Genomic DNA, 22,118 nt, shown 5'->3' with positions numbered 1-22,118 from the left:
CTTTGGCAAACCGGTATTGGACCCTGCACAGAAAAAACGTTTTAAATTTTTCCCATTGGCCACATTTTTTTATAAATAAACTTCCTCCCAAAATAAATTAAAGCAATTGAAAACCCGATGGAAATGGGAACAAACAGTCCGGTGGCTATAGTCGCACTTGCAATCCAACCCATCCCTTCCATGGCCTTAAACACATGGTTGGCCAATCCGGAAAGATAGTAAGCAATCACGATGACGGAAAGACCTTCCACCGTCTGTTGTAGAACCGCTTGGCTTTTAGTTGTTTTATCCACATTGGAGAGTAATTTTAAATTTTGATCTTCTAAAACCAGGTTCTGCTCCTGTTGCATCAGGCTCACACGGGTCCGAATCACGGAGATACTCCCTTGAAAATCGGATTCAACGGCCTCAATACGCCGGATTAACTGCCCGTAACCATCTGCAACCCCGGAAATTCCCCCCAGGACATAATCCGAAAGGGGAAGAAAAGGAGGATGGTGTTTTTCTTGAAGGGCCCGTATGGTGGAAATGACAATTGTATTATAAGGTACCGAGGCGGATAACTGGTACCGCATGGCTTCGGCAAAACGGCTGACCTCCAAAAAATCCTGGGTTAACTGATTAACCCACCCTTGGAGCGTCTTTGAATCCGAAGTAGAAAGTTCAGCGGTAATACTGGTCCGCTGCTCCAGGTGGTGCTGCTCCAACTGATGAATCCGGTCAACCGCTTTTGAGAATTCCGGAAAAGGGAGCAACAACAGATGATAGTAATTTTCCATGGTGGCCACCGCATCAATCACCTGGGGAAGAAGTTGAAGAAGCGCTTTTGGAGAAGCGGAAAAAATTAAATACCTCTCCCGCATATGCTCATCCGGGGTAAAACTGGTGACGATGGAAATTTCCTCTCCAAAAACCTGGCTTCCATAAACATGAGGGCCGGGCAACAATCCCCTGATCAGGTCGGGCTTAATTTTAGGTTCCTGGGAAAAAATAATATCCAACGAGGTCACCCGGTCTCCCAAAGGGGACACCGGAAACTCAAATCCAGGGAGGCTGATGGGACCAAAATCGAACAATAGGTTTTTATCATCAGGAATATGCCAAATCTGATAACTGTAATATTCTGTGTGGGCTTCCCAAACGATTACGAGCCGGTCACCATTCTCTTCAATCCGAACTCCAAACCCGAATTTTTCCATGACATTGCAATTGGCTTCTTCAATTTCCAATGCCTTTAAAACGTGAAGAAATTGCTGGCGGCTTTCCGGCCTTTCAAAAGGAGGGTTCTTCATCCGAAATGCCGTATGGTGAACATGGGCCGGAAAATCGAGCCATTCCCCCAGGTATTTTTTAGGCCGCTCATGAAGGCGTTGGAGAGGGATTTTAATTTCTCTCCCAGGGTTAGGTTCCACAGAAAGCTCTCCTTCGGTAAAAGTAAAAGTATAAAAAGATTCAGCTTTTATAACATCTTGGAGGAAAAATTTCAATCTCTGTGATGAAACCGTTTCTGTTTCCCCAGGTGGAGGAAATTTAGATTGGGTGGTGACCAGAAGGAAGAAGCTCGGGAATATTTCGGAGGGTTTGAAAAACCACGCAATAACAGTGGTCAAGGATAAAAAACATTTAGCTGCGAAGAATCACTGCATTTGAAATCCAGGTGGATAATACACATCCCGCAAAAAACAAAATCCCCAGCACCGAAGCGGACTGAAATCCCGATAGACCCAGCCCAAGAGAGATCATTCCAAACCCTGCTAATCCAATGGTATAAGCAATCAGGAAATTTCGCCCTTTTCCTTGATTGGCTCGAAAAATACCGGAAATAGGGATCATCAGGAGCCCCGAACCTACCCCGGCAAAAAGTAATAAAATATTCTCCATCAATAACCAACCCCCGATTCCTGCAAATCCTGAAAAAAGACATCCCCCAATCCAATTGGAGGCCAGCAGCTGTTCGGAAGAGAGGGCAAGCCTTCCAAAGCGATCCAAACGCAACAACAGGTTGAAAAGAGAGTCGGCCACCCATGTCAGGAGAACAAATAAAAGATAGGCACCCATCAAGGGAAACACAAAAGGAGCAAGATCTGGGTTCTCCCTTCCCATCTCCCTAAGGAAGCGGATGAAAAAAAAAGCCCCAATTATGATCCCCCACTGAACTTTAGGGCTGAAATTGGACATCCAGAAGAAATATTTTAATAAAACGCGATAGAGGATGTTCCGGGCTTTGAGGGCCTCCACGATCCCCTCCCTGGCCCAAACCATTTGGGGATTAATCCGAAGGGCTTCGCGGAAATTCTCCAGTGCTTGGGTTTGATCTCCCTGTTCCAAAAGAATCCACCCTCGCCGGGCATGGGTGGAGGCGTTGTCGGGGTCCCTTGCCAAAGCACCCTCAATGGACGCGGAGGCTTCCTCTTTTCTTCCCAATTTGTTGAGGGCCATTGCACGAAAATTGGCGCACTCCACATGCTCCGGATCCTCCCTGAGTCCTTCTTCCACCACTTGAAGGGCTTCTTTCCATCGGCGCTGTTGCAATAGCAGACTTCCCAACAGAGCGAGGTAGTCCGCATCATCGGGTTCCAACCGGATGGCTTCCCGGATGGCGGTTTCCGCTTCCCGTGTTTGATCTTTGTCATCCAAAACGCTGGCCAGGACATAATGGCAATACCCCAAATCCGGGGCAAGGCCAATGGCTGTCTTGGCATTCTGTACGGATTCATCATATTTTTTCTGCCTCGAAAGAGAAACCGCCAACAAGGCATGAGCGATAGGGTCTTCGGGGTCATTTGAAATCCCTTTTCGAAACTCCTCCTCGGCAAGCGGGTATCGGGACTGTTGAATCAGGAGGCGGCCTTTTTCGATGTTTGGGTTCATTTAGATATTGAGATAAGGAAGAATTTCATCATAAAATCCTCCCTGATTAGAATACAGGGCATAGTTACGGGCCGTAGAAAACCATTCCTTTGTTGAAGGTTTTCTTTTTTTAAGGGCTGAAAGGAGATCCTTGGTGGTCAGAGGCTCCGGCACTCCTTTTTTCATGGCTTGCTGTAGCTTCCCTTCAACGGAAACATCCACAAGGGTTTTCAGATCCGCACCGGAAAAACCATCGGTTTTCTTGGAAATGTGCTGATGATCGATATCCTGAGTCGGTTTACCTTTAAGAAGAATTCTCAAAATGGTCTCCCTTGCTGGGGCGTCGGGTGGGGGAACAAAAATAATCCGGTCAAACCGGCCCGGCCGGCGAAAGGCAGAATCCAAATGCCAGGGAACGTTGGTGGCCGCAAGGATAAGCACACCATCATTCGTTGTTTTGATTCCATCAAGTTCAGATAAAAACTGGTTAATCAGCTGCCGCCCTGCGCTCTGCCGCATGTCCGATCGGCTCGCACCCAGGGCGTCCACCTCATCGAAAAAAAGAACGCAGGGTTTGTGATTTCTAGCCTGTTCAAAAATTTCATGAAGATTTCGTTCACTCTGACCGAGCCACATATCTAAAACATCGTTGATGCCTACTGAAATAAACCCCGCCTTTACCTCACCTGCCGTTGCACGGGCCAGATGGGTTTTTCCGCACCCCGGGGGCCCGTACATGAGAATTCCCCCGCCAACCGCCTTGCCATAAGCTTTGTAAATCTCGGGATGGGCCAAGGGATGAATAATTTTCATTTGAATCTCTTCTTTGACCCCCTCAATCCCCCCTACGGCCTCGAAAGTCACCGTAGGCCGTTCCATGCTCAGATCGGGTTTTTCGGATTCCCCTCCCCCCCGGTTTCTAACTTTTCCGTCAACGATCTCCGACTCCTCTTCATCCTGAAAAATTCCAAGCCGCTCTTCCAAATCGGAATCGGCAACGGAAGGATCAATCTTGACCGCTTTTTTGTACTGTATGACCGCTTCCTCAATTTTTGAATCCTGCACCAGAAGCCGAACATACAACAAACAGCCTCGGGCAGGAGGTTGAGAACTCTTCATCAAGTCCTCTACCATCACCAAAGACGCGGTGTATTTCCCTTGCTGATAAAAGGCGCTGGCAAGTCCTACTTTGAGCTGTGGGTCCTGGGGAAAAAGGGAAAGGGCCTCACGATATTCCGTTTCGGCATCTTCGGCCTTCCCATAACCTAGAAGCATATCGCCATAATTCCGCCGAAGATCCAAACTGTTTGGGGAAACCCGAACCGCCTCTCGCAGGGCCGCAATAATGGAATCCGGTGCAGGCACACTTTCTGAAGGCATAACGTAAAGGTATCGGAGGGTGGAAAGTGTGTCAAGAAAGGTAAAAAAAACAGTGAAATTTGGGGATTAAAAAGTAATTCAGATTGGGTCAGGAAATATGCCACTCTCTTCATGAAAGTGCGATTTTTGAATAAGGGTCCATAATTAAATCTTTCTTCTTGAAATCAATAACATAGCAATAAAAAATACCCATCGGCCCGATGACCGCTGGGTATTTTAGTAGGAAATCCATTGTTAAAACTCTATCCCGTTAACTTTCTCTTAAAAAATGCCAATCCTACAAGGCCAGAACCGAGAAGGAATATTACAGAAGGTTCTGGAACAGCCGCAATCCGGGTCCACGTAATTTGAAGTTTGGGATCGATAGGATCAAGATAACCCCCTGGGTCAATTGAAGGATTAGAATTTGATCCACTAAATAAATTATGAAAGCGGATCATTGCGGGAGGTTGCTGGAATATTTCCTGAAGGGATGCACGGGTTCCATTTACATTGGAAAACGTATGGACCTGATCTAACCAAAAATTGAAATCACCGCTACCTTCAAGGAACCAATCAGGCGCGCCATAATCATAAATTCCAGGAGAAATAACATCAACCATTTCAAAAAGTATAGAGCATTAACATTCCCTGGATTGCTGAATGGCCCTCCTCCATAAAAATTTAATTTCCAATGTGTAGGTCGAAATTAAAAATAAAAAATGCATTCTGAGTTCCCTGAAAGGAAGTGGAGGGGGGTACCCAAGGCAAAAATGTTTGCCAATCCCTTATCTCACCATCAAGGAGCATAGACCCAGAAATGTTCAATAAATTCCCTTGTGAACTTAAGACTGAACCAGAAGCGGAGTACTCCCAGGAAATAGCGTTCCCTTTTCCAGGAAACATTAGAAAAATAAGTGAAACAAAGAAAAAGACCATTTTATCCATTTTAAACTATCTCTAAAAAAACCGGGCTACCAAATTGACAATATTTCCTGGTGACCTCGATAGCCCTGCTATCCAAATAAGGTCTATCGCTTTGCGCCCTACGGCTTCCGGTCATTTGTCTTGATAGAAGGTGGTAAAGTGAACTCCGTTAGATATATCATCCGAAACAACGTACATGGTCGGTTAATTAAAATTTTTAATCCAAAACGGAATAAGGGGATTAAAAGTCATAGAGATTTTTAAAAATCCCTATGGTTTCTTCTTTTTAAAAAATTTTATGGAAGTTTTCACCAGGCTTGCAAAAAACAGCCAACCTCCCAGGGCGGTCACAATGGTGGGTCCAGTGGGGAGGTCAAATTGGAAGGAGCTAATAAAACCGGTCCACGTTGCGATCAATCCAATCCCCAGAGCCGTTAAGACAAGGTGAGAAAACCGTTGGAAAAACAATAAAGCCGTCACGGCAGGTATGACCAAGGTGCTAAAGACCAGAAGAACTCCTGCTGTCCGAATGGCTACCGCAATAACCAAAGCTAATGTAAGATAAAAGATAAGGTTCCAAAACCGTTTATGACTTTTATTAGATGGATCGACAGTAGAGGTTTCGGTGATTTGAATGAATTTTTTCGAGAATAAAATATGGATAAAGGTCACAAAGCCAAAAACAACGAGTAATACAAATAATTGCTGTGTGGTAACCCCCAAAATATTTCCAAAAAACAGATTAAGAATGTCCGCTTCTCCATGAGGGATGTTGGCAATTAACAAAACCGCGATTGCGGATGCCACTGCATAGATGATTCCCATAATGGCCTCTTGGGGAATCCTCTTCTCATATTCGGGGATAGATAATAAACCGGCTCCTACTAACGTAAAAACTAAAGAAAACACAAGCGGGTTGAAATCAAATAACATGGCAAAAGCCACACCCACAGCGGATAACTGGGCGATGGCAAGATCTACAAAAACGATCCGGCGTTTCACCACATGAATTCCTAGGTAGGCCAGCATGAAAGTCAGAATCGAGCTTGCAAAAATCGCCTGGCGCATAAAAGGAATGGACAGTATTTCAAGCATCATGAATGGTCTATTTTCTTTCCGAAAGTTTTTTTAACCTAAAAATGTTTTCCCTTGGAAAAAATTATCGGAATCCAATATTTTTTGGCTTCTGGATTCCCGCTTGCGCGGGAATGACGGCCTCAATGATTCAAAGTATTTCCGAGACATGACATTAGGAAGATGTGTCTGATGTCCCTCAAAGGTTTTCTTTTTTGCGCCTTGAAATATGTGATTTCATCTCCCTCCTTTGATATTTCTTCCCAGAAAATTTGATTGATTCGCCTGCTTTGGATTGCTGTAAGGCTCCGGTGAAAATGACGGACATCCCGAAAGTTATGCAGGCTTCGTGCATCTTCAACGGTCATTTCATGGATTTCTGGATTAAAAACCTCTTTCATTGTGGTACAACCCACCATGAACGCCAAAATGGAAATTGAAAAAAATGGCTTGGCGCAAAAATGAAATAGATAGGATTTCCAGCATCATTCAGGAACCCTTTGATAAGGAGGTGGTTATTTTCCCTACAAGATGGTCAAAAAGATCTTTGTAGGTTTTGACTCCCTTCTCTCCGCCGACAGACGGAGGCAAAACCACAACGGTTGCACCGGTTTCTCTCGCCAAAAGATTTGGAATCGACCGATTAAAGTAAGGCTCCATAATGATGAGTTTAACGTTTTCTGTTTTCATTAATGGAATAAGACTGTTGACATGAACAGGGGATGGGGGAATACCGGGTTTGGGTTCAACAAACGCAACCACATCAAGGCCAAACCGCTTTGCAAAATAGGACCAGCTGTTATGATAGGTAACTATTTTGGTTCCTTGATAAGGTTTAAGTTTCTCCTTCCATTTTGAAATGGCTTCGTTCAGGTGAATTTCAAAGTTTTTCTGATTTTTTTGGAAGGTCATCGCCTGTTCGGGAATCATTTGACTCATTCGTTGCGAAATGGTTTTAGATATCATTTTCCCATTTTCAGGATCAAGCCAATAGTGAGGATTTCCAAATGGGTGGACATCCCCTCTGGATCGATCCACCGGAACGGTCATGACCTCCAATGGTGTAATTGCATTGGAGGTGTCCAGGTATCCGGATGCTCCCGGTTGGATTTTTGGGTTTCGAGCCCCTACCAAAAGTGGTGGAACCCATCCCACTTCCAAATCCAACCCAATTTGTATAAAAAGATCCGCTTTTGATGCCTTCAGCATTTGGCTTGGTCTTGCTTCTAAAAAATGGGGATCTTGAGCCCCATGAGTTATACTCTCAACAGTCACTAGATTTCCTCCCACCTCCCGAGCAATAGCAGCCAGATCTTCCGTAGTGGTTACAACCTTTAAGGAAGCCCCCCAAACCAGGCCTTTCATTAAAAAGATCAGAATGAACAGAACGACACTTTTTTTCACGATTGAAACTCCTTTTTAAAAATGGTTAAAACGTATGGGCAGCATGTTTTCCAATCGAGAATTCAAACTGCAGGAAAACAGCATGAACGGCTTTATCGTTCAGATGCTCAGCAAAATCGACATTGTACTGAAGTCGCATTCGGGAAAATTCACTAAAGTAACGGGTTAAATCCAGAGAAAAGCGCCAACGCAGATCCCGAGGGGGGTCAGTCGCATTGTCTCCATTTCCGTTTGCATACTCTACCCGACCGCCCACCACCCACCGCTCGATAAAACCCCAAAGCCCTTGAACATAAAACCCATAGTCTCTCAATATTTCATCCGGTATTCCCGCTCCGGTGAAATCCCCCGCCTCATAACGACGCCAGAGCGCCTCGGCTTGTAGCGAAGTGAACGGAAATCCCCTTCGAGAGGTAACCGGTACCCATTTGTGATAGAAATCGACACCCAGAAGGATGGTATCCGTATGGGTACCGGTTCCATTGGGACCATACGATCCCGATGTCCCGATGATCACTTCTTGCGTTTCTGAAAGTGTCCATGCGGTCTTGATCCGACCCATATATAAATAATCATCTAATCCATCAACGGTTCGGTTACCGATCGGGTGGCCTCCCACCACATCACCCTCCGCCCATAAAAAACTTGAGGCCGTTTCCCCCTTGGCGTTTTGCATACTTCCAATGAGTTCCAAGTAAAAGGGAAGCGGGGATAACCAAGAAATCTGGAATCCGAGGTTTCTTAATCCATCTCCTCCAAAAAGACGGCTATTGATGATCTGCTGATCCGCAAAATCCCATTGATGAGGATGCTGTGGATTAAACCGTCCAAACCGGGCAAAAAACTGCCCTCCAATGAGTTGAAGCTGATGGGGCAAACTTAAAGTGGTAAAGTAAGCCTCTTCCACTTCGATAAAGGATTCCCCATCTTCCAAACCAAAAATAAGATGAGCATCTGCACGAAAGTATGGATCCACTGCAGACCCAAGAGATAATTCAATGTTTTGAAGATTAAAACCCCTTTGATTGGAATCATGGGCCCCAAACTGAAGATTGTCCGGTTCTGAAAAATATGCGGCTGAAAATATGCCGTTTAAACCAATCTCAGGATTAAATAGATTTTTCGCTTGGGAGATGGCTCCTCCCTGTGCCATTGCGTCATTCGAAAAAATGAAAAGGAATAAAACGATAAGAACCCAGCGCATTGTCCCTCCTTACTGGAAATCTATTGAAATTCCTTGGAAAACCAAAAGGAAATTCCAAAGGAAAATTAGATTCTCGCCACAATGTGAGATTTCTTTAAATGAAGAGCTAAAGGAGGATTAAGGAAGGCGGGCCCCTATTGGGAAGGGGTCCTTTTCCAAAAGAAGAAAAAACAATATCGTTCTTTGGTGAAAGGTAAAAAAGAAAAACAAGGCCCACGGGGATAGGTGGGCTTGTTTGGGAAATTTTTTCCCCGTTTTGAACCCACAACCCAATCTGACAACCCCGTGGATCTGAGATTTCATTCTGAGCGTACACGTGAAAAAGGGCAAAAGAGGAAAATACAAGAAGATATAAGACAAAACCAAAAGCGAATGCTGTGGGAAGGAACCTTTTTTTTGCAGTCATAGGGCGTCTTTTGCAGATCAATAAAGGATAGGGGATATTATTTCAAAAAATCTTGTTTTGTCAATCAAATAAAAATGAAATATAAATCTAATAGGACATTCAAGATTGTATATTTTAAAAAGCGACCCCCCCTAAAAAAATCGTCCCAGATATAATAGAAACCCCGGATTGAATTCACCCCTCATGCTGAATTTCTTTCCATAACCATTAAAACGACAAAATTTTCAAGCCCTCTCTTTGTATCTGTTGTGACAATCCCGTTTTATTTCCATCGTTCGTTAAAAATTTTTCACCGGTTTTCTCCTTCCTCTTCCAATTCATTTGGCGCACGATCCACATGAAGCGTCAGTCCTTTTCGGGAAATGACTTCGATTTTCTCCCCCTTCTCAATCGGTTCTCCGCTTAAAGATACCGCGTTCCATAATTCTCCATAGACAAACACTTTTCCGTGCGGCGTCAGGGATTGAACCACCTCCCCGGTTTGATAAAGCAAGGCCTCCGGTCCGGTCCAAGCCCGGGTATCATACTGATAAAAGACAGGACCATTTTTTCGCTCATAAATAAGGATTCTAAAACTCAAAAAAACAGACGCGCTGATCCCGAAACTTCCGATCAAAACGCTCCACCAATACCCGGAGAGCCAATCGAAAATGGAGGCTGCCAGAATGATAAAGGCAATTCCGATGAAAATATAGTGGCTTGTTGCCATGGCGAGAAGAAAAACTTCTAATGGGGAGATGAATTTGACAAAGATCTTATTTCGCTCAAACCTTCGGTCTTTGCGGCTAATCCGCCTGACCAACCGGGCCCAATAAACCAGGCCATAGGCAATCCCGATCGATACCCCCCAACCAACGGCCTTAAGGTTTGCTGTGATGCTTTCCCGGTCAAACCAAAGAATCAGCCCGCAAAAACCACCCATGATGAGGGTATTTCGTATGACGCGAACCTGTTTGACCATTGTGGATTCCCTCAGGTCCAAGTAGTGGAAGGAATCAGATCTATTTTTTGGTTTTTCCCTCTGGATCCCCGCTTCCGTGGCAATGAGGAGGAAAGTTTTGAGGAATTTCTCCCAAATAAGAATAAACTTCTAAACCCTTTTGATCTTATTTCACCAGTTTTTGGAACGGAACATTCTGCTGATGAACGATTCCGCGCATTAGTCTTCCCAAAATATCGGCCCCGGTAATCACTTTTTTCTGGTCACTCCACAAAATGATAATGTCTTCATCAATCACGTCATCATCGGAACGCATGGGATGGACCTTCAGCTGAGGAATCACGCCTCCCAGACTGGTCTGCGGATTTTTTACGATAATGGGGCGATGGCAATAGAGGTAGGGATTAAAGGATTGGCTTTTAAACAGGGCATCCCGTAAAAAGGTATCCGAATTAAATACGATCCTCGGTTCATTGGATGGGTCTGTAACGATTATCCATTTTTTCCCCGACAATTGAATTTTGTTCAAGAAGGGGTCTGATGGGGAAAATTCTATAATGGGAAAAACCGGCCGGTTTCCTTGAAAGGGAAGGGCAATAATACTTCTAGGATCAATGATTTCCCCCTCGTCTATGATGGTCAGATCGTCAATGGCCAGAAAATTTAAGGCGCCTTTCCCTTCTAATCGATCAATGTCCGACTCCGAGGATATAATATGCATCCGGATGAGTTCCTCCAGGTGCTTTTCATGAAAATATTGAATGCCTTCCCTCCCCAGCCATTTATCAAGCATATAGGATGTTGGTTTCGTCAAAGGAAAGAGGAGAAACTGATAAATACGAAGGACAGGGGCCATTAATGAAGCCATCTTCATGGCATGCCTTGAGAAATAAGCCTGTGGAATAATTTCGCCAAAAAAAGTAATAACAAAGGTCGAAAAAAAGAACGCCACCACCCCAACCATGACTGAATTAGATAACAAAGTAAGTAGAACATTTACTCCAACGTTTCCCCAAAGGATCGTCGCCAAAAGAAAATTGGAGTCTTTTCTTAAACTCAAAACCTTGTGGGCACTTCGATTCCCATGGGTCGCCTCGATCTCTAGTTGCAACTTACTGATGCTAAAAAAAGCTAAATTTAGACCGGAAAACATGGCAGACTGTGAAATACAGACTGCCATTCCTATCCAGGTAAATGCTTGCATATATTTTCCTTTTTCTTGTGGTTAAAATTCAATCTCTTCTGCTTCTTTAAGATTTAGGTCATATTTTGTAGAATTTCTTTCATTTTTTCAATACCTTATCTTGGCATCCTTTTGGACCGTATTTTCTTCCCTTAAAATGAGGAAAAAAATAGGGGACGGTTTCTCATCCAAAAGGGGGCAGAAGAAAAAAAGGAGGGTCAAACTGATTTTTTTAAGGGAACCAAATCCCGGCCGATTTTTCCAGAAAAGGATCGTGCAACCATTTCCCTCACATCCACTTCCCGCCTCGGCCATTGCAAAACATCAAAAAGGGCCTGCCTTTCCTGAAGCTCAAACCGTTCACCAGGTTTTAAGGAGATTAACGGCCCATGGATGGTCATTTCAAAATAGGGATACTGATCGGAATTAAAGACCTCTGTGATACAGTCATGTCCATACCCCCAGTCAGAGAAGACGGGAAACTGTTTTCTAAACCCAACCAAACCCAAATTGGGGATTTCCAATATTCCCAACATCCACCCCTCCTGCCCGTCAGCACCAAATTTAAAGGCGTCGGGGTCTCCACAATCGATAATCCCCAGTTTTCCCATGGCATTGACCACCCTGTTTCGAACCTCAATGGATCCCTTTATTTCATCAAAGGTTTTTATTCCCAAAGGAAAAGGGGATTTCTTCCACCGGGGAAAGTAAACTTTTCCGGGTCGAAGAACCATGGTCCCTGCCCAAATTCCAAAGTGGATATCCTTCAAAGAGCAATTTTTTATACCGTGAGTCACTCCCCATTCCTGAACCCCCGAGGCGGTCTCGACCAACCGGGTGATTTGGATTCCCGTTTCCCCGCAAACCGGGCTTCTCATCCCCACTTTTGCGGTTTCCGGGCCCCCTTCTTCCACCCAGAATTCGTATGGCCCACTATCTAAATCGTTAAAAGTATTTCCTTTGGGCCAACCCGTTTGGAGGGAAAGCCATGTCCGATCTCCTCCCCAAAGGGGAGAACCGGTCCCTCGATTTTTGGATTGATGATGGAATATATATTCTGAATTTTTTTTGGTTTTACCTTCCATTTCCGGTTGGGTAAAAAATAGGTCATGACTTTTCCAATTTATCCCAATAATTCTTCCTCCGATCTGGGGAAGGAGAATTAACTCAAGTGGGCCGTTCTTAATTCTTTTACAATTCCAATCTTTATACTGTATAGTTTCAATTATAACTTTAGGTTTTTGAACCATCCTAGTCTTTTTTTCCAAGGGCACGATCTAGGTTGTAGGCTGCGCTGATTAAACCAAGGTGGGTAAAAGCTTGAGGAAAATTTCCAAGGGCTTCACCGCTGTGGCCAATCTGTTCAGCGTATAACCCCAGGTGGTTGGCATATCCCAGCATCTGTTCAAATAACAAACGGGCTTGATCCAGTTTCCCCGAGTCGGTCCGCCCTGCACGAGTTAAGGCCTCCACAAGCCAAAAAGTACACATACTAAAGGTCCCTTCTTCTCCAGACAAACCATCTCTTGTTTCAGATAAATTATACCGGTATACAAGGCTATTGGATACCAATCCCCCTTTGATTGGTGATTGGAGAGTTGCATCCAGTGTTTTTAACATCCTAGGATCATCAGGGGATAAAAAGAAAACCAGAGGCATGATCAAATTGGAAGCATCTAAGGAGGCGCTTTCGTAATGTTGTACAAACGCTTTCCGCTCCCTATTCCAGCTCTTACTCATAATTTCCTTATAAATATTATCCCGGTTTTCGCGCCACCTTTGCCGATCCGCAGGAAAGGAGCGTTTCTCGGCCAATCGTAAACCGCGGTCCAGGGCCACCCAGCACATTAATTTGGAATAGGTGAAATGCTTCCTTCCTCCCCTGACTTCCCAAACCCCCTCATCGGGGTCAACCCAATGATCGCAAACATAATCCAACAAACGGTGCAGATGTAACCAAAAATCATAAGCAATTGGGGATCGGTATTTATTATAAAGGTATACAGAATCCAATAACTCTCCATATATATCAAGCTGCAATTGAGAAGAGGCGGCATTTCCGATTCGAACCGGACGGGATCCTTTATAGCCTTCTAAATGGTCCAGGGTCTCTTCCGGAATCCGGTGTCGCCCGTCAATCCCATACATGATCTGAAGAGAACCATCCGGGTTAATTTCTCCGCAACGGGCTTCCAACCAATTCATGAATTTGGCGGCTTCTTCGGTAAAACCGATCCGCATCAATCCATATAAGGTAAAAGCGGCATCTCTTACCCAGGTAAAGCGATAATCCCAATTTCGTTCTCCTCCGATCCCCTCAGGAAGACTGCAAGTTGGAGCGGCCACGATGGCCCCGGTGGGTTCATAGGTCAATAGTTTTAAGACTAGGGCTGAGCGGTGAACCATCTCCTGCCACCTGCCTGTATATTTGGATTTTGAGATCCAATGGCGCCAAAAATTAACCGTTTTCCGAAATAATTCATCTGCTTCCGGTTCGGAAAGGCAGGCTCCACATCCAAACTCACCTTCGGTATCCTGAAGAATAAAGGTCGTAGTCTCTCCCTCGTTTAAAGTAAATTCAGAAACCACTCCATTTCTTTCCCTTCTTAAAGGAATTCTGGTCCCAAGGCCCAAACATAAATTTTTTGAGTAAAATCCTGCCCCTTCCTGAAAAACATCCGTCTTATGTTCATCCCTGGCATAATTAAACGCGGGGAAACATTCCATCCGGAAGGAAATGGTTCCTCGGACGGCACTGACACGCCTGACCAGCTGATGTTCTCCATGACCTTTTATCCCAATATCGATAGGCATATAATCTACAATTTCGCCCACCCCCTGGGGAGATAAAAAACGGGTCACAAGAACGTTTGTTTCTGGCCAATAAAATTGTCTGCAATGGACGTCTGAATTGATAGGTGAGATCTTAAAACGTCCGCCTTTTTGATCATCCAAAATTGCCCCAAAAACACTGGGGGAATCAAAATGGGGAAAACACAGCCAATCAATAGAGCCATTTTTCCCAACCAATGCCGCAGTGTGCATATCACCGATCAAACCATAGTCTTCTATGGGAATATAGGCCATCTCAAACTCCTAAAATAAACAATAACATACTGCTTCCTGAGCGCAACTTTTTGAAAAATGGAGACTTCCACCATTGATGAAGGTGAAAAATTCTGAAATGCCTTCGGGGTAAAAAGGAAAGATTTTCTGGTTTGAATTCTTTTGGACGATTTAGGTTCATGAACCAGGACCTTTTTTAAAAATGATATCCCCATAAAACCCTTGGGCCGATTCACCAGTATTATCGGTATCGGTCATAATTGCAACCCCATTGATCAAGGGAGGCTCTTCATTGAAGGCTTTTTTATAATCATCGAATACGTTTCTTTCTTCCTCAACCCACCCCCCCACCCTCTCCTCTCCACTCTCTACCACAATCATTTTGACAAAATCTGTATAGGCATTATCCACAATCGTTCCCTTTGGTGTTTTACTCTCCCAAATATAATTGATGGCCGCAATGGGGATGTCTCCAAAAATGAGACGGCCGGCTTTATATTTCACCTTTTTACCGAAACTCACCTTATCCGGGTCATATTCAAAGGTAATATAGATCCGGGCCGCATAATCATCGGCCTCTTTGCTGAAAACATCACTGCTTTGAATCACATTGTCTACCTTCCAGCGCCATTGAATAACAGGATATTCTTTTAGGTCGATATGTATCTTTCGGGTCAAACCGGAGGCCCCACCGTCACTCATCGCTTGAATAACGGTCACATCCCCCTCTTTGATCACTTCATACCGGGTGTGGGTCAAAATTTTTTTAAAGGTCAATGGCTCCCACCCCTCCGGGATATTTTCACCCTCCACTGCTTTGGAAAATTCCCCAACCTTCAGGACGTTTGGTCGATCAGCAAAAGATGGATCAAGAAAGAAAAGGATAACCAATAAACCAAACGCCAACCCTTTTAGGGAACTCATTTTTTGGAATCTCCTGCGTCGAAAACCTGTTTTTCCATAGGAGCTCTTTTCAGCTTCTGGTAAACTACAGGAACCAGGGCAAGGAGGCCTAACAACACAAAGGCACCAATTACCCCCTGAGAAGCAATATCCTCTAAAGCATTAATGGTCCCAAGCTGTTTTCCGGCATTGGCATAGACAAAACTCCCCGGCAGAATTCCCAATGCGGTTCCACCCACATAGGTGGGAAGTTTCATTCGGGTCAAACCCGAAGCAAGGTTAACCAGGAAAAAAGGGAAAAGCGGAATGAGCCGTAACGTTAATAAATAATTAAAGGCATTTTTGGAAAAACCCTGCTGAATGGAATCCAGTTTTGTCCCAAACTTTTTTTCCACACTATCCCGGAATAGATACCGGGCAGCAATAAAAGCCAGAGTCGCACCTGCGGTTGCCCCGATATTAACGTAGACTGTACCTAAAAACGCGCCAAATAAAAAACCTGCGGCTAAGGTGAGGATGGCGGCCCCGGGTAGAGAAAAAGCGGTTTGAACGATATAAATAAGAATATATAAACCCACCACCAAAAGGTAATGGCTCTGGGTATAGTTTTGGAGGGCTTCTTTATTTTCTTTCAGAGAGGTAAGACTGAGAAACTGGCTTAAATCAAAATAAAAAAATGAGGCAATCACAAACCCAAAAACAAAAAGGATCAACCATTTTGCAAATGAGGGTTTTTCTTTTACCGTCGTTTCCATTTTGTTCCCCTTAAAAGGTATTGTTTTTAAAAATACAAAATTTTTTTTGTTTTTTACTGGTAAAACCTAAGGAGATTGATAGTCCATAGGCAATACTTCACATTAGGAATATAAAAAAAATAGCGGGTTTATCCATGACGAGCCGGAGGAGCCATAAATTCGGGTCCAATGGACCCAGGAATGTTCTGCTCGAGGATCTGGTCTATGAGGGATAAGGCCCCCTGATTTAAAGACCAGCCCATCACTCCCTCTATTGGGTCCAGTTGTTGAGGTCTCCTTGCACCCCAAAGAACCACCGACACCCCGGGTTGATCCATTGCCCAACGGACCGAAAGTTCTAACACGCTCTTCCCATACCGGTCTTTTGAAAATTGATCCAATGCTTTGACCGCCTTTAAATAATGCCCGAATGAAGGGGGCTGGAACTTTGGATCTATTTTTCTCAAATCATCCCCCTTAAACTGGGTATTTAAATTCATCCTTCCTGTAAGAAGACCTCTGCAAAGCACACCGTAAACAAGTGTGGTGATACCCTCTTTATGGCAAAAAGGTAACACATCTTGTTCAATTCCCCGTTCGAGCAAATTATAGGGAGGTTGACTGGTATGAAGAGAAGCTGCTTTTTGAAATTGATCCATTTGATTTGGAGAATAGTTGCTGACCCCCACAGCCCGGATTTTTCCCTGTTTCAGGAGGTCCTCCATGGTCCGTGCGGTTTCATCAAAAGGAACCAATGGGTCGGGCCAATGAATTTGGTATAAATCGATGCAATCGGTTTGAAGCCTTTTTAGTGAGGCCTCAATTTCTTTGTGAATTCGTCTTTGAGTTGAATTTCTAAAAATATTGCCATTGTCCCATTCTAATCCGCATTTGGTGGCAATCAGCGCCTTCTCACGATAATTGGATTCAGACAGAGCTTTTCCAACGATCTCTTCCGACCGGCCAAAACCATAGACCGGGGCGGTATCGATTAAACTAATTCCCCGATCAATGGCAGACTGAATGGTTCGGATTGAATCCGTTTCATCGGTTCCTCCCCACAGCCATCCACCAATGGCCCATGTGCCCAAACCGATTCGTGAGGTTTGAATTTCTGTCCCAGAAAGGATCAATTTTTCCAAAAGATTACACACGAATACTTAAACTGAAATATTATAAATTTAAAACCCTTCATTTTTGACCTTGGGCTTCTTCCAACAGTTGAATAATATCGGTAAACCCCTGGGATTTAGCAATGGCTAAAACAGATGAACCTCTGGATGATTTAGCATTGGGATCCGCACCATTTTCCAACAAGGATTTTACTGTTCCGGTACGCTCTGCGGCAACAGCATGCATTAAAGCGGTTTGTCCAATACCGTCCCCCCCGTTAATCTCAGCCCCTCCTTCAATCAGTGTCATCACCGTATCGTTATGACCCGCACCGGCAGCTACCATCAAAGCGGTTAAACCGTCCCGAGTGCTCGAATTGACAAAAGAACCTTTTTCTAAAAGGGTTTTGACCGTGCGGTCATGACCGTTCATGGCCGCAAACATTAAAACCGTTCCGCCCTTATTATTATAGCCATTTACATTGGCCCCTTTTTCTACCAGAGCCTTCACCACACTATTTCTCCCCTCCATTGCCGCGTACATCAAAGCAGTCTGATTAAAATTGTCCTTTGTTTCGGGATCCATCCCGCCGGCCAAAAACAGGTTCACCGTTCCCACCTCACCCTTTTTAATACTTTCCATAAAGGCCTGAGGGGAAAAAGAGATTCCCATTCTTTTTAATTCGTTCCTTGCGGCTTTTCTCCGTTCGGAACCTGCGTCTTGGGTGCAAGAGGTTATGGAAAACAAAAGGACCCCTAGGGCTCCGAAAATTAAAAAACCATTCAATATAAAATATTTATACACAGGCCTAATGTTTTTAATTTCTCTTTTTTCCTTTATTTAACTTTCCCATTTAAATTAAACAGTTATCTAGATTTCAAAAGTGGCTATAACCGGAGCATGGTCCGATGGTTTTTCCTTTTTCCTGGGTTCCGAATCAATCTCACATTCCCTGCAGCGTTGTGCAAGATATGGTGTTGCAAAAATATGATCAATCCGTAACCCCATTTTCCTGCGAAAAGCATTCATTCGGTAATCCCACCAGGTAAAAGCATTTCCCTTTGAATGGAAATGCCGAAAAAGATCTACCAGACCCCATTTTCCAAATTCTCCCAACGCTCTTCGCTCATCGGGATGAAACAGAATTTGTCCTTCCATGGCAACGGGGTCATAAACATCAATGGCCTCAGGGGCCACATTAAAATCTCCCACCAGTACTAAGGGATTCTCTAAGGTATAAATCTTTTTGATATAACCCGACAACTTCCCAAAAAAATCCAGCTTAAATTGGAAAGCAGGGGATCCTACTTCAGACCCATTGGGAATATAGACGTTAATCACCCGTACACTCCCAACGGTTGCCCCGATAAACCTCTTTTGTAAAGGATTAGGATTTCCGTCAAAATCCATGGAAACATCTCTTAGAGAAAGTTTAGAGATGATGGCAACGCCATTGTATGCCTTCTGGCCGTTAAAGGCCACATGGAATCCCGCCTCTTCAATCGGGCTTTTTGGAAATTGTTCATCTTGAACCTTTGTTTCCTGAAGACAAAGGACATGGGGGTCCTGCTCCTTTAGCCATTGCAACACCGCCTGCAGGCGGGTCCGAATGGAATTGACATTCCAGGTTCCAATTTTTAAAAAAGCCATGGATTCTTTGATGTAATTAAAATTTTTAAGAAAAAGAAAGCACTAGGCAGTTTATAAATAGGATGCCTTTTTAAAACCAAAAATGTCAACAGGAAACCTTAAATTAAGGGAGGAAACCCGGGCAAGAAAACCATAGAAGGGGATAAATGATTCCTAATCTAGGCTTTGAGGGTGCAAACCTTTAAATAATCACCGGCCGGGAAGATTTTGAAGTTTTTGGGGACTCAATCTCCCCTTCCTTGAAGGGCCCACCTTTTTCAACATCTTTTTCCGGCATCAGGGCGGGTGATTCCTTGGGAAGAAATAACCTTGGGGGCACATTTTCTTCCTCACCTAATTCTTCAAAAATCGAAATGTGAGGGGAGGCCATTTGACCTTCAAAAATTTTAATCCGAATTTTCTTTTTTCCAAAATCCATTTGAATGGTATGGGTGGTATTCTGAGGTTCCCGTGTAGATCCAACAGCGATATTGGCTGAGGTGAGCCCTCCTTTTTTCAGGTTCTGGAAAAGGGATAACAGTGTTTTTCCCAGGGTATCCATCTGGAACCCCTCATACTCTCCCCAGCCTTTTGACACATAACTTAATTTCCCTTTCTTAAAATATAAGACACCCACAACTTTTACCCTCTCCCCGTTTTGCTCCATGAGCATTAGCCTATCTTCCTGCTCTACGAATCGATACTTCCCGGTTAGCTTTTCCACAATCTCTTTCTTTTGCATTCCCAACTCTAAATTGAAACCTCCTATCCATAAGCCCCCTTCCTCAGAAAAGGAGATCAAGGGGAAGAGAAAAACAAGAGATATTGATAGAATGAATGTCCATCTCAACATAAATATCCTCCATTTTCTAAGGGAAAAATATCGAAGGAAAACTATATCTGTATTATCGGAAAATTTTTTATAATGATAAAATTTAAAACTTTTTTTGTTAAAGTTAAACCTCAGTAAACTTTTGCAATATATGGATTATTAAAATATTTTTAATAATTTTTTTATTAAAAATTTTCAAAAGGTTTTTCGGAAGAAAATCTATAAATCCACGGAGCTGTAATAGGGGTACTTTGAGGAGGGTAACGGAATACCTGAGTTTTTGGATACGCGAATTAGGAAAGAATCCCCAAGGAGCCAATGATAGAGATTGCTATACCGGATATCAGGGTGAATTTTAAGGCCCACTCCCCCGATTCTTCCCATTTCATTTAAAAAAAGCGGCTTAATATGTGAAAAAACAGGAGAGGAGAGATGAACCTCCCCTCCTACAATGGCAACGGAACAAGAGGTAATCACCTTCGCCAATTGTAATAAGCGATTAAAGCGTGCTGGGGTGGAAAGAACATTCAGTGAAATCCGTTGAGGTTTTACATAGGTTGGGCTGCTCTGTAAAAGTTCAAGGTAGTTAATGAGGAATTTTCCTTTTCTTTTATTCTCCCCATTCTTTTCATCAATAATTAAAACTCCCTCTTCCTGACCTTTGGATAAATGCTTTTGAACTCGCTCAAGGAACAAAGAAATCACATCTGCAAATCCATCCGGGGCTGTCTTTGTAGCGGTTCCTAGTTTGGTATCCTCAATGGCTACCATGGCTTTTACCCCAAACTTATTGGTTATAGTTAATAGCTGAATAAAAAAGTTGCTCTTTTTTTCCTCGTTGAGATTGTCATTCATCCAGAGTTCTTCATTAGGGACCCATTGAAAGGGGGCACCTTTTGGAAAACCAAAACCCTCACATAGTTCTTCCATCTGACTATCCAGCCGGCTCAGGGATTCTGGGCACACTAACCCCACCTACCCCCACCAAGGGGCCCATTCCCTTTCGGGTGGGGTGGGGTGGTCTTGTCTTCCATCTTCAGCAAAAAGGAACCGCATTTTCCTCCTTCTAAAAATTCTAGTTTGGTTAAAATAAAAATAAGAAATTTGTCAATGAAAAAACAATATATAGGGTTTTATATTATGCTGTGTTTCAATATCCTTTGTGGTCCATAGGTTTTAATCTTCTCCATTAGACATTGTTTGGCTTGAATCCTATAATGGAAACCATGGCCGAGAAAAAACCCAAAAAATCAAAAACCCCTGGAACCAGAAAAAGGCGTAAAAAACCGGCGGGGCTATCCGTGGGGTTATTGCCTACGGAACTTCAAACCGCGGCCCCTCCTGCGGAGGTAAATCAACTCTTTCAAACCATTGAGATCGATGGGGGAAAGGTGTTCTCTGTTTTCCGGGAACCCTTCGGGGGAAAATGGCTACTTATGGCTGCCCTCCCCATCCACCAGGTAGAACCAACCCCATATCAAAGGAACCTTTCGGATACCCATGCCAGGAAATTGGAAACGGTTATTGGAAAGATCGGCCGCTTTCTGGATCCCATCATTGCGGTCCGAGCACAAAAAGAGGGAAAAGCAAAATACTGGACACCTAACGGCCATCACCGCTTATCCGCCATGAAAGAATTAGGAGCCAAAAGCATTACAGCCATTGTTGTTCCCGAATCCGCAACTGCGTATCAGATTCTGGCCCTAAACACCGAAAAAGCCCACAATTTGCGTGAGAGAGCATTGGAGGTCATACGGATGTATAAGGAGCTTGCTCAATTAGGAAGAGAAAGCGAGGAGTCTTACGCACTGGAATTTGAAGAACCCTCCTTGATCACGCTGGGGTTAGCCTATGAAGAACGTCCCCGTTTCAGTGGAGGGGCCTATCATCCCATACTCAAGCGGGTGGAACAATTTTTAAAGAAACCTCTGGAGGAGGCACTGGAAGTTCGACATCAAAGGGCAAAAACCCTATTGGATTTGGATGATATTGTCATTGAGAAGGTCCAGGCTTTAAAAGAAAAAGGGCTAACCAGTCCTTACCTTAAAAGTTTTGTGGTTGCCCACTGTAATCCCCTTCGGTTTAGACCCAAAGATGCCGAACCGCTCACCTTCAAGGAAACCCTGGACCGAATGAAACAAGGGGCTAACAAATTCAAAATCGATAAAATTAAAGGTGAAGACATTGCCCGATCCGGGGGTGCTCCGGAAATAGAATAAATTACAAAAATTAAACCTTTTTCCACCCTTCAAGTTACCCTTTCCCAACCTTGTCAGCCTTAAATTAAATCCTCCCTTGCCCCCATTTTTCTAAGGGGGGAATTTAGGTGGTTACCTTTCACAAATAAGGAATGTTAATTAGAGTCTGTATTTTAATGCGCATTTAGATTGAACTTGGACAGAGGGAACCGCCATGGTGCGCAGATGTCCGCCTGTTTTCGCATCTTCGAGTACGCTTCATCAACATTCGTTGACTTTTCCCCGTTTTCATGGGC

General features: G+C 43.9%; 19 protein-coding genes. 1 reads left to right on the top strand and 18 read right to left on the bottom strand.

The features are described 5' to 3' along the window. Positions 1 to 41: 41 nt before the first annotated feature. From VGB26_15775 to VGB26_15690, 18 genes are all read right to left on the bottom strand, one after another. Positions 42 to 1,412: a DUF3422 family protein gene (locus VGB26_15775; GenBank protein HEX9759234.1), complete on the bottom strand. Its 1,371-nt coding sequence runs from the start codon at positions 1,410 to 1,412 to the stop codon at positions 42 to 44. A gap of 211 nt (positions 1,413 to 1,623) precedes the next feature. After that, positions 1,624 to 2,871, bottom strand: coding sequence for a tetratricopeptide repeat protein (locus VGB26_15770; GenBank protein ID HEX9759233.1), 1,248 nt, complete (start codon positions 2,869 to 2,871; stop codon positions 1,624 to 1,626). Then, the gene (locus tag VGB26_15765) at positions 2,872 to 4,215 is read right to left on the bottom strand and encodes an AAA family ATPase (protein ID HEX9759232.1); all 1,344 of its coding nucleotides are present in this window, start codon (positions 4,213 to 4,215) and stop codon (positions 2,872 to 2,874) included. Between the two features lie 257 nt (positions 4,216 to 4,472). Further along, a complete protein-coding gene (locus tag VGB26_15760) occupies positions 4,473 to 4,832 on the bottom strand; it encodes a PEP-CTERM sorting domain-containing protein (protein HEX9759231.1) in 360 nt (119 codons plus the stop codon). Between the two features lie 574 nt (positions 4,833 to 5,406). Then, positions 5,407 to 6,234 carry a metal ABC transporter permease gene (locus VGB26_15755; GenBank protein ID HEX9759230.1) on the bottom strand — a complete coding sequence of 276 codons (828 nt, stop codon included), beginning with the start codon at positions 6,232 to 6,234 and terminating at the stop codon, positions 5,407 to 5,409. A 465-nt stretch (positions 6,235 to 6,699) separates the two neighbouring features. Beyond that, the gene (locus tag VGB26_15750; GenBank protein ID HEX9759229.1) at positions 6,700 to 7,614 is read right to left on the bottom strand and encodes a metal ABC transporter substrate-binding protein; all 915 of its coding nucleotides are present in this window, start codon (positions 7,612 to 7,614) and stop codon (positions 6,700 to 6,702) included. A gap of 25 nt (positions 7,615 to 7,639) precedes the next feature. Then, on the bottom strand, positions 7,640 to 8,818 hold the full coding sequence (locus VGB26_15745) for a zinc-regulated TonB-dependent outer membrane receptor (protein HEX9759228.1): 1,179 nt from the start codon (positions 8,816 to 8,818) through the stop codon (positions 7,640 to 7,642). Positions 8,819 to 9,513: 695 nt separating this feature from the next. Continuing rightward, positions 9,514 to 10,185 carry an NfeD family protein gene (locus VGB26_15740; GenBank protein HEX9759227.1) on the bottom strand — a complete coding sequence of 224 codons (672 nt, stop codon included), beginning with the start codon at positions 10,183 to 10,185 and terminating at the stop codon, positions 9,514 to 9,516. Between the two features lie 145 nt (positions 10,186 to 10,330). Continuing rightward, a complete protein-coding gene (locus VGB26_15735) occupies positions 10,331 to 11,368 on the bottom strand; it encodes a CNNM domain-containing protein (GenBank protein HEX9759226.1) in 1,038 nt (345 codons plus the stop codon). Between the two features lie 197 nt (positions 11,369 to 11,565). Continuing rightward, positions 11,566 to 12,597, bottom strand: coding sequence for a hypothetical protein (locus VGB26_15730; GenBank protein ID HEX9759225.1), 1,032 nt, complete (start codon positions 12,595 to 12,597; stop codon positions 11,566 to 11,568). Position 12,598: 1 nt separating this feature from the next. Next, positions 12,599 to 14,434, bottom strand: coding sequence for a glycoside hydrolase family 15 protein (locus tag VGB26_15725; GenBank protein ID HEX9759224.1), 1,836 nt, complete (start codon positions 14,432 to 14,434; stop codon positions 12,599 to 12,601). A 156-nt stretch (positions 14,435 to 14,590) separates the two neighbouring features. After that, positions 14,591 to 15,337 (bottom strand): DUF3047 domain-containing protein, encoded by a 747-nt coding sequence (locus tag VGB26_15720; protein ID HEX9759223.1) that lies wholly within the window; start codon positions 15,335 to 15,337, stop codon positions 14,591 to 14,593. Beyond that, positions 15,334 to 16,071, bottom strand: a complete 738-nt coding sequence (locus VGB26_15715; GenBank protein ID HEX9759222.1) for a TVP38/TMEM64 family protein — start codon at positions 16,069 to 16,071, stop codon at positions 15,334 to 15,336. The genes VGB26_15720 and VGB26_15715 overlap by 4 nt, the downstream gene beginning before the upstream one ends. Before the next feature lie 128 nt (positions 16,072 to 16,199). Continuing rightward, positions 16,200 to 17,192 (bottom strand): aldo/keto reductase, encoded by a 993-nt coding sequence (locus tag VGB26_15710; GenBank protein ID HEX9759221.1) that lies wholly within the window; start codon positions 17,190 to 17,192, stop codon positions 16,200 to 16,202. A gap of 49 nt (positions 17,193 to 17,241) precedes the next feature. Next, positions 17,242 to 17,910, bottom strand: a complete 669-nt coding sequence (locus VGB26_15705) for an ankyrin repeat domain-containing protein (GenBank protein HEX9759220.1) — start codon at positions 17,908 to 17,910, stop codon at positions 17,242 to 17,244. 123 nt (positions 17,911 to 18,033) lie between these two features. Next, positions 18,034 to 18,813 (bottom strand): exodeoxyribonuclease III, encoded by a 780-nt coding sequence (gene xth / locus VGB26_15700; GenBank protein HEX9759219.1) that lies wholly within the window; start codon positions 18,811 to 18,813, stop codon positions 18,034 to 18,036. A gap of 181 nt (positions 18,814 to 18,994) precedes the next feature. Continuing rightward, positions 18,995 to 19,534, bottom strand: coding sequence for a hypothetical protein (locus VGB26_15695; GenBank protein HEX9759218.1), 540 nt, complete (start codon positions 19,532 to 19,534; stop codon positions 18,995 to 18,997). Positions 19,535 to 19,843: 309 nt separating this feature from the next. After that, a complete protein-coding gene (locus VGB26_15690; GenBank protein ID HEX9759217.1) occupies positions 19,844 to 20,590 on the bottom strand; it encodes a hypothetical protein in 747 nt (248 codons plus the stop codon). A gap of 251 nt (positions 20,591 to 20,841) precedes the next feature. Here VGB26_15690 and VGB26_15685 point away from each other — a divergent pair, with 251 nt between their 5' ends. Next, on the top strand, positions 20,842 to 21,843 hold the full coding sequence (locus VGB26_15685; GenBank protein HEX9759216.1) for a ParB N-terminal domain-containing protein: 1,002 nt from the start codon (positions 20,842 to 20,844) through the stop codon (positions 21,841 to 21,843). The last annotated feature ends 275 nt before the right edge of the window (positions 21,844 to 22,118 follow it).

It is taken from the genome of Nitrospiria bacterium, from assembly GCA_036397255.1.
Taxonomy (GTDB): Bacteria; Nitrospirota; Nitrospiria; order DASWJH01; family DASWJH01; genus DASWJH01.
Note: the sequence above shows the minus strand (reverse complement) of the source record. Positions and strands in the feature narration are given on the sequence as shown.

What these genes read in the sequence shown, in the direction of transcription:
- VGB26_15770 (HEX9759233.1), bottom strand. Translation starts at nt 2,871, where the DNA reads ATGAACCCAAACATCGAAAAAGGCCGCCTCCTGATTCAACAGTCCCGA.
- VGB26_15760 (HEX9759231.1), bottom strand. Translation starts at nt 4,832, where the DNA reads ATGGTTGATGTTATTTCTCCTGGAATTTATGATTATGGCGCGCCTGAT.
- VGB26_15755 (HEX9759230.1), bottom strand. Translation starts at nt 6,234, where the DNA reads ATGATGCTTGAAATACTGTCCATTCCTTTTATGCGCCAGGCGATTTTT.
- VGB26_15745 (HEX9759228.1), bottom strand. Translation starts at nt 8,818, where the DNA reads ATGCGCTGGGTTCTTATCGTTTTATTCCTTTTCATTTTTTCGAATGAC.
- VGB26_15740 (HEX9759227.1), bottom strand. Translation starts at nt 10,185, where the DNA reads ATGGTCAAACAGGTTCGCGTCATACGAAATACCCTCATCATGGGTGGT.
- VGB26_15735 (HEX9759226.1), bottom strand. Translation starts at nt 11,368, where the DNA reads ATGCAAGCATTTACCTGGATAGGAATGGCAGTCTGTATTTCACAGTCT.
- VGB26_15730 (HEX9759225.1), bottom strand. Translation starts at nt 12,597, where the DNA reads ATGGTTCAAAAACCTAAAGTTATAATTGAAACTATACAGTATAAAGAT.
- VGB26_15725 (HEX9759224.1), bottom strand. Translation starts at nt 14,434, where the DNA reads ATGGCCTATATTCCCATAGAAGACTATGGTTTGATCGGTGATATGCAC.
- VGB26_15720 (HEX9759223.1), bottom strand. Translation starts at nt 15,337, where the DNA reads ATGAGTTCCCTAAAAGGGTTGGCGTTTGGTTTATTGGTTATCCTTTTC.
- VGB26_15715 (HEX9759222.1), bottom strand. Translation starts at nt 16,071, where the DNA reads ATGGAAACGACGGTAAAAGAAAAACCCTCATTTGCAAAATGGTTGATC.
- xth (HEX9759219.1), bottom strand. Translation starts at nt 18,813, where the DNA reads ATGGCTTTTTTAAAAATTGGAACCTGGAATGTCAATTCCATTCGGACC.
- VGB26_15695 (HEX9759218.1), bottom strand. Translation starts at nt 19,534, where the DNA reads ATGCAAAAGAAAGAGATTGTGGAAAAGCTAACCGGGAAGTATCGATTC.
- VGB26_15685 (HEX9759216.1), top strand. Translation starts at nt 20,842, where the DNA reads ATGGAAACCATGGCCGAGAAAAAACCCAAAAAATCAAAAACCCCTGGA.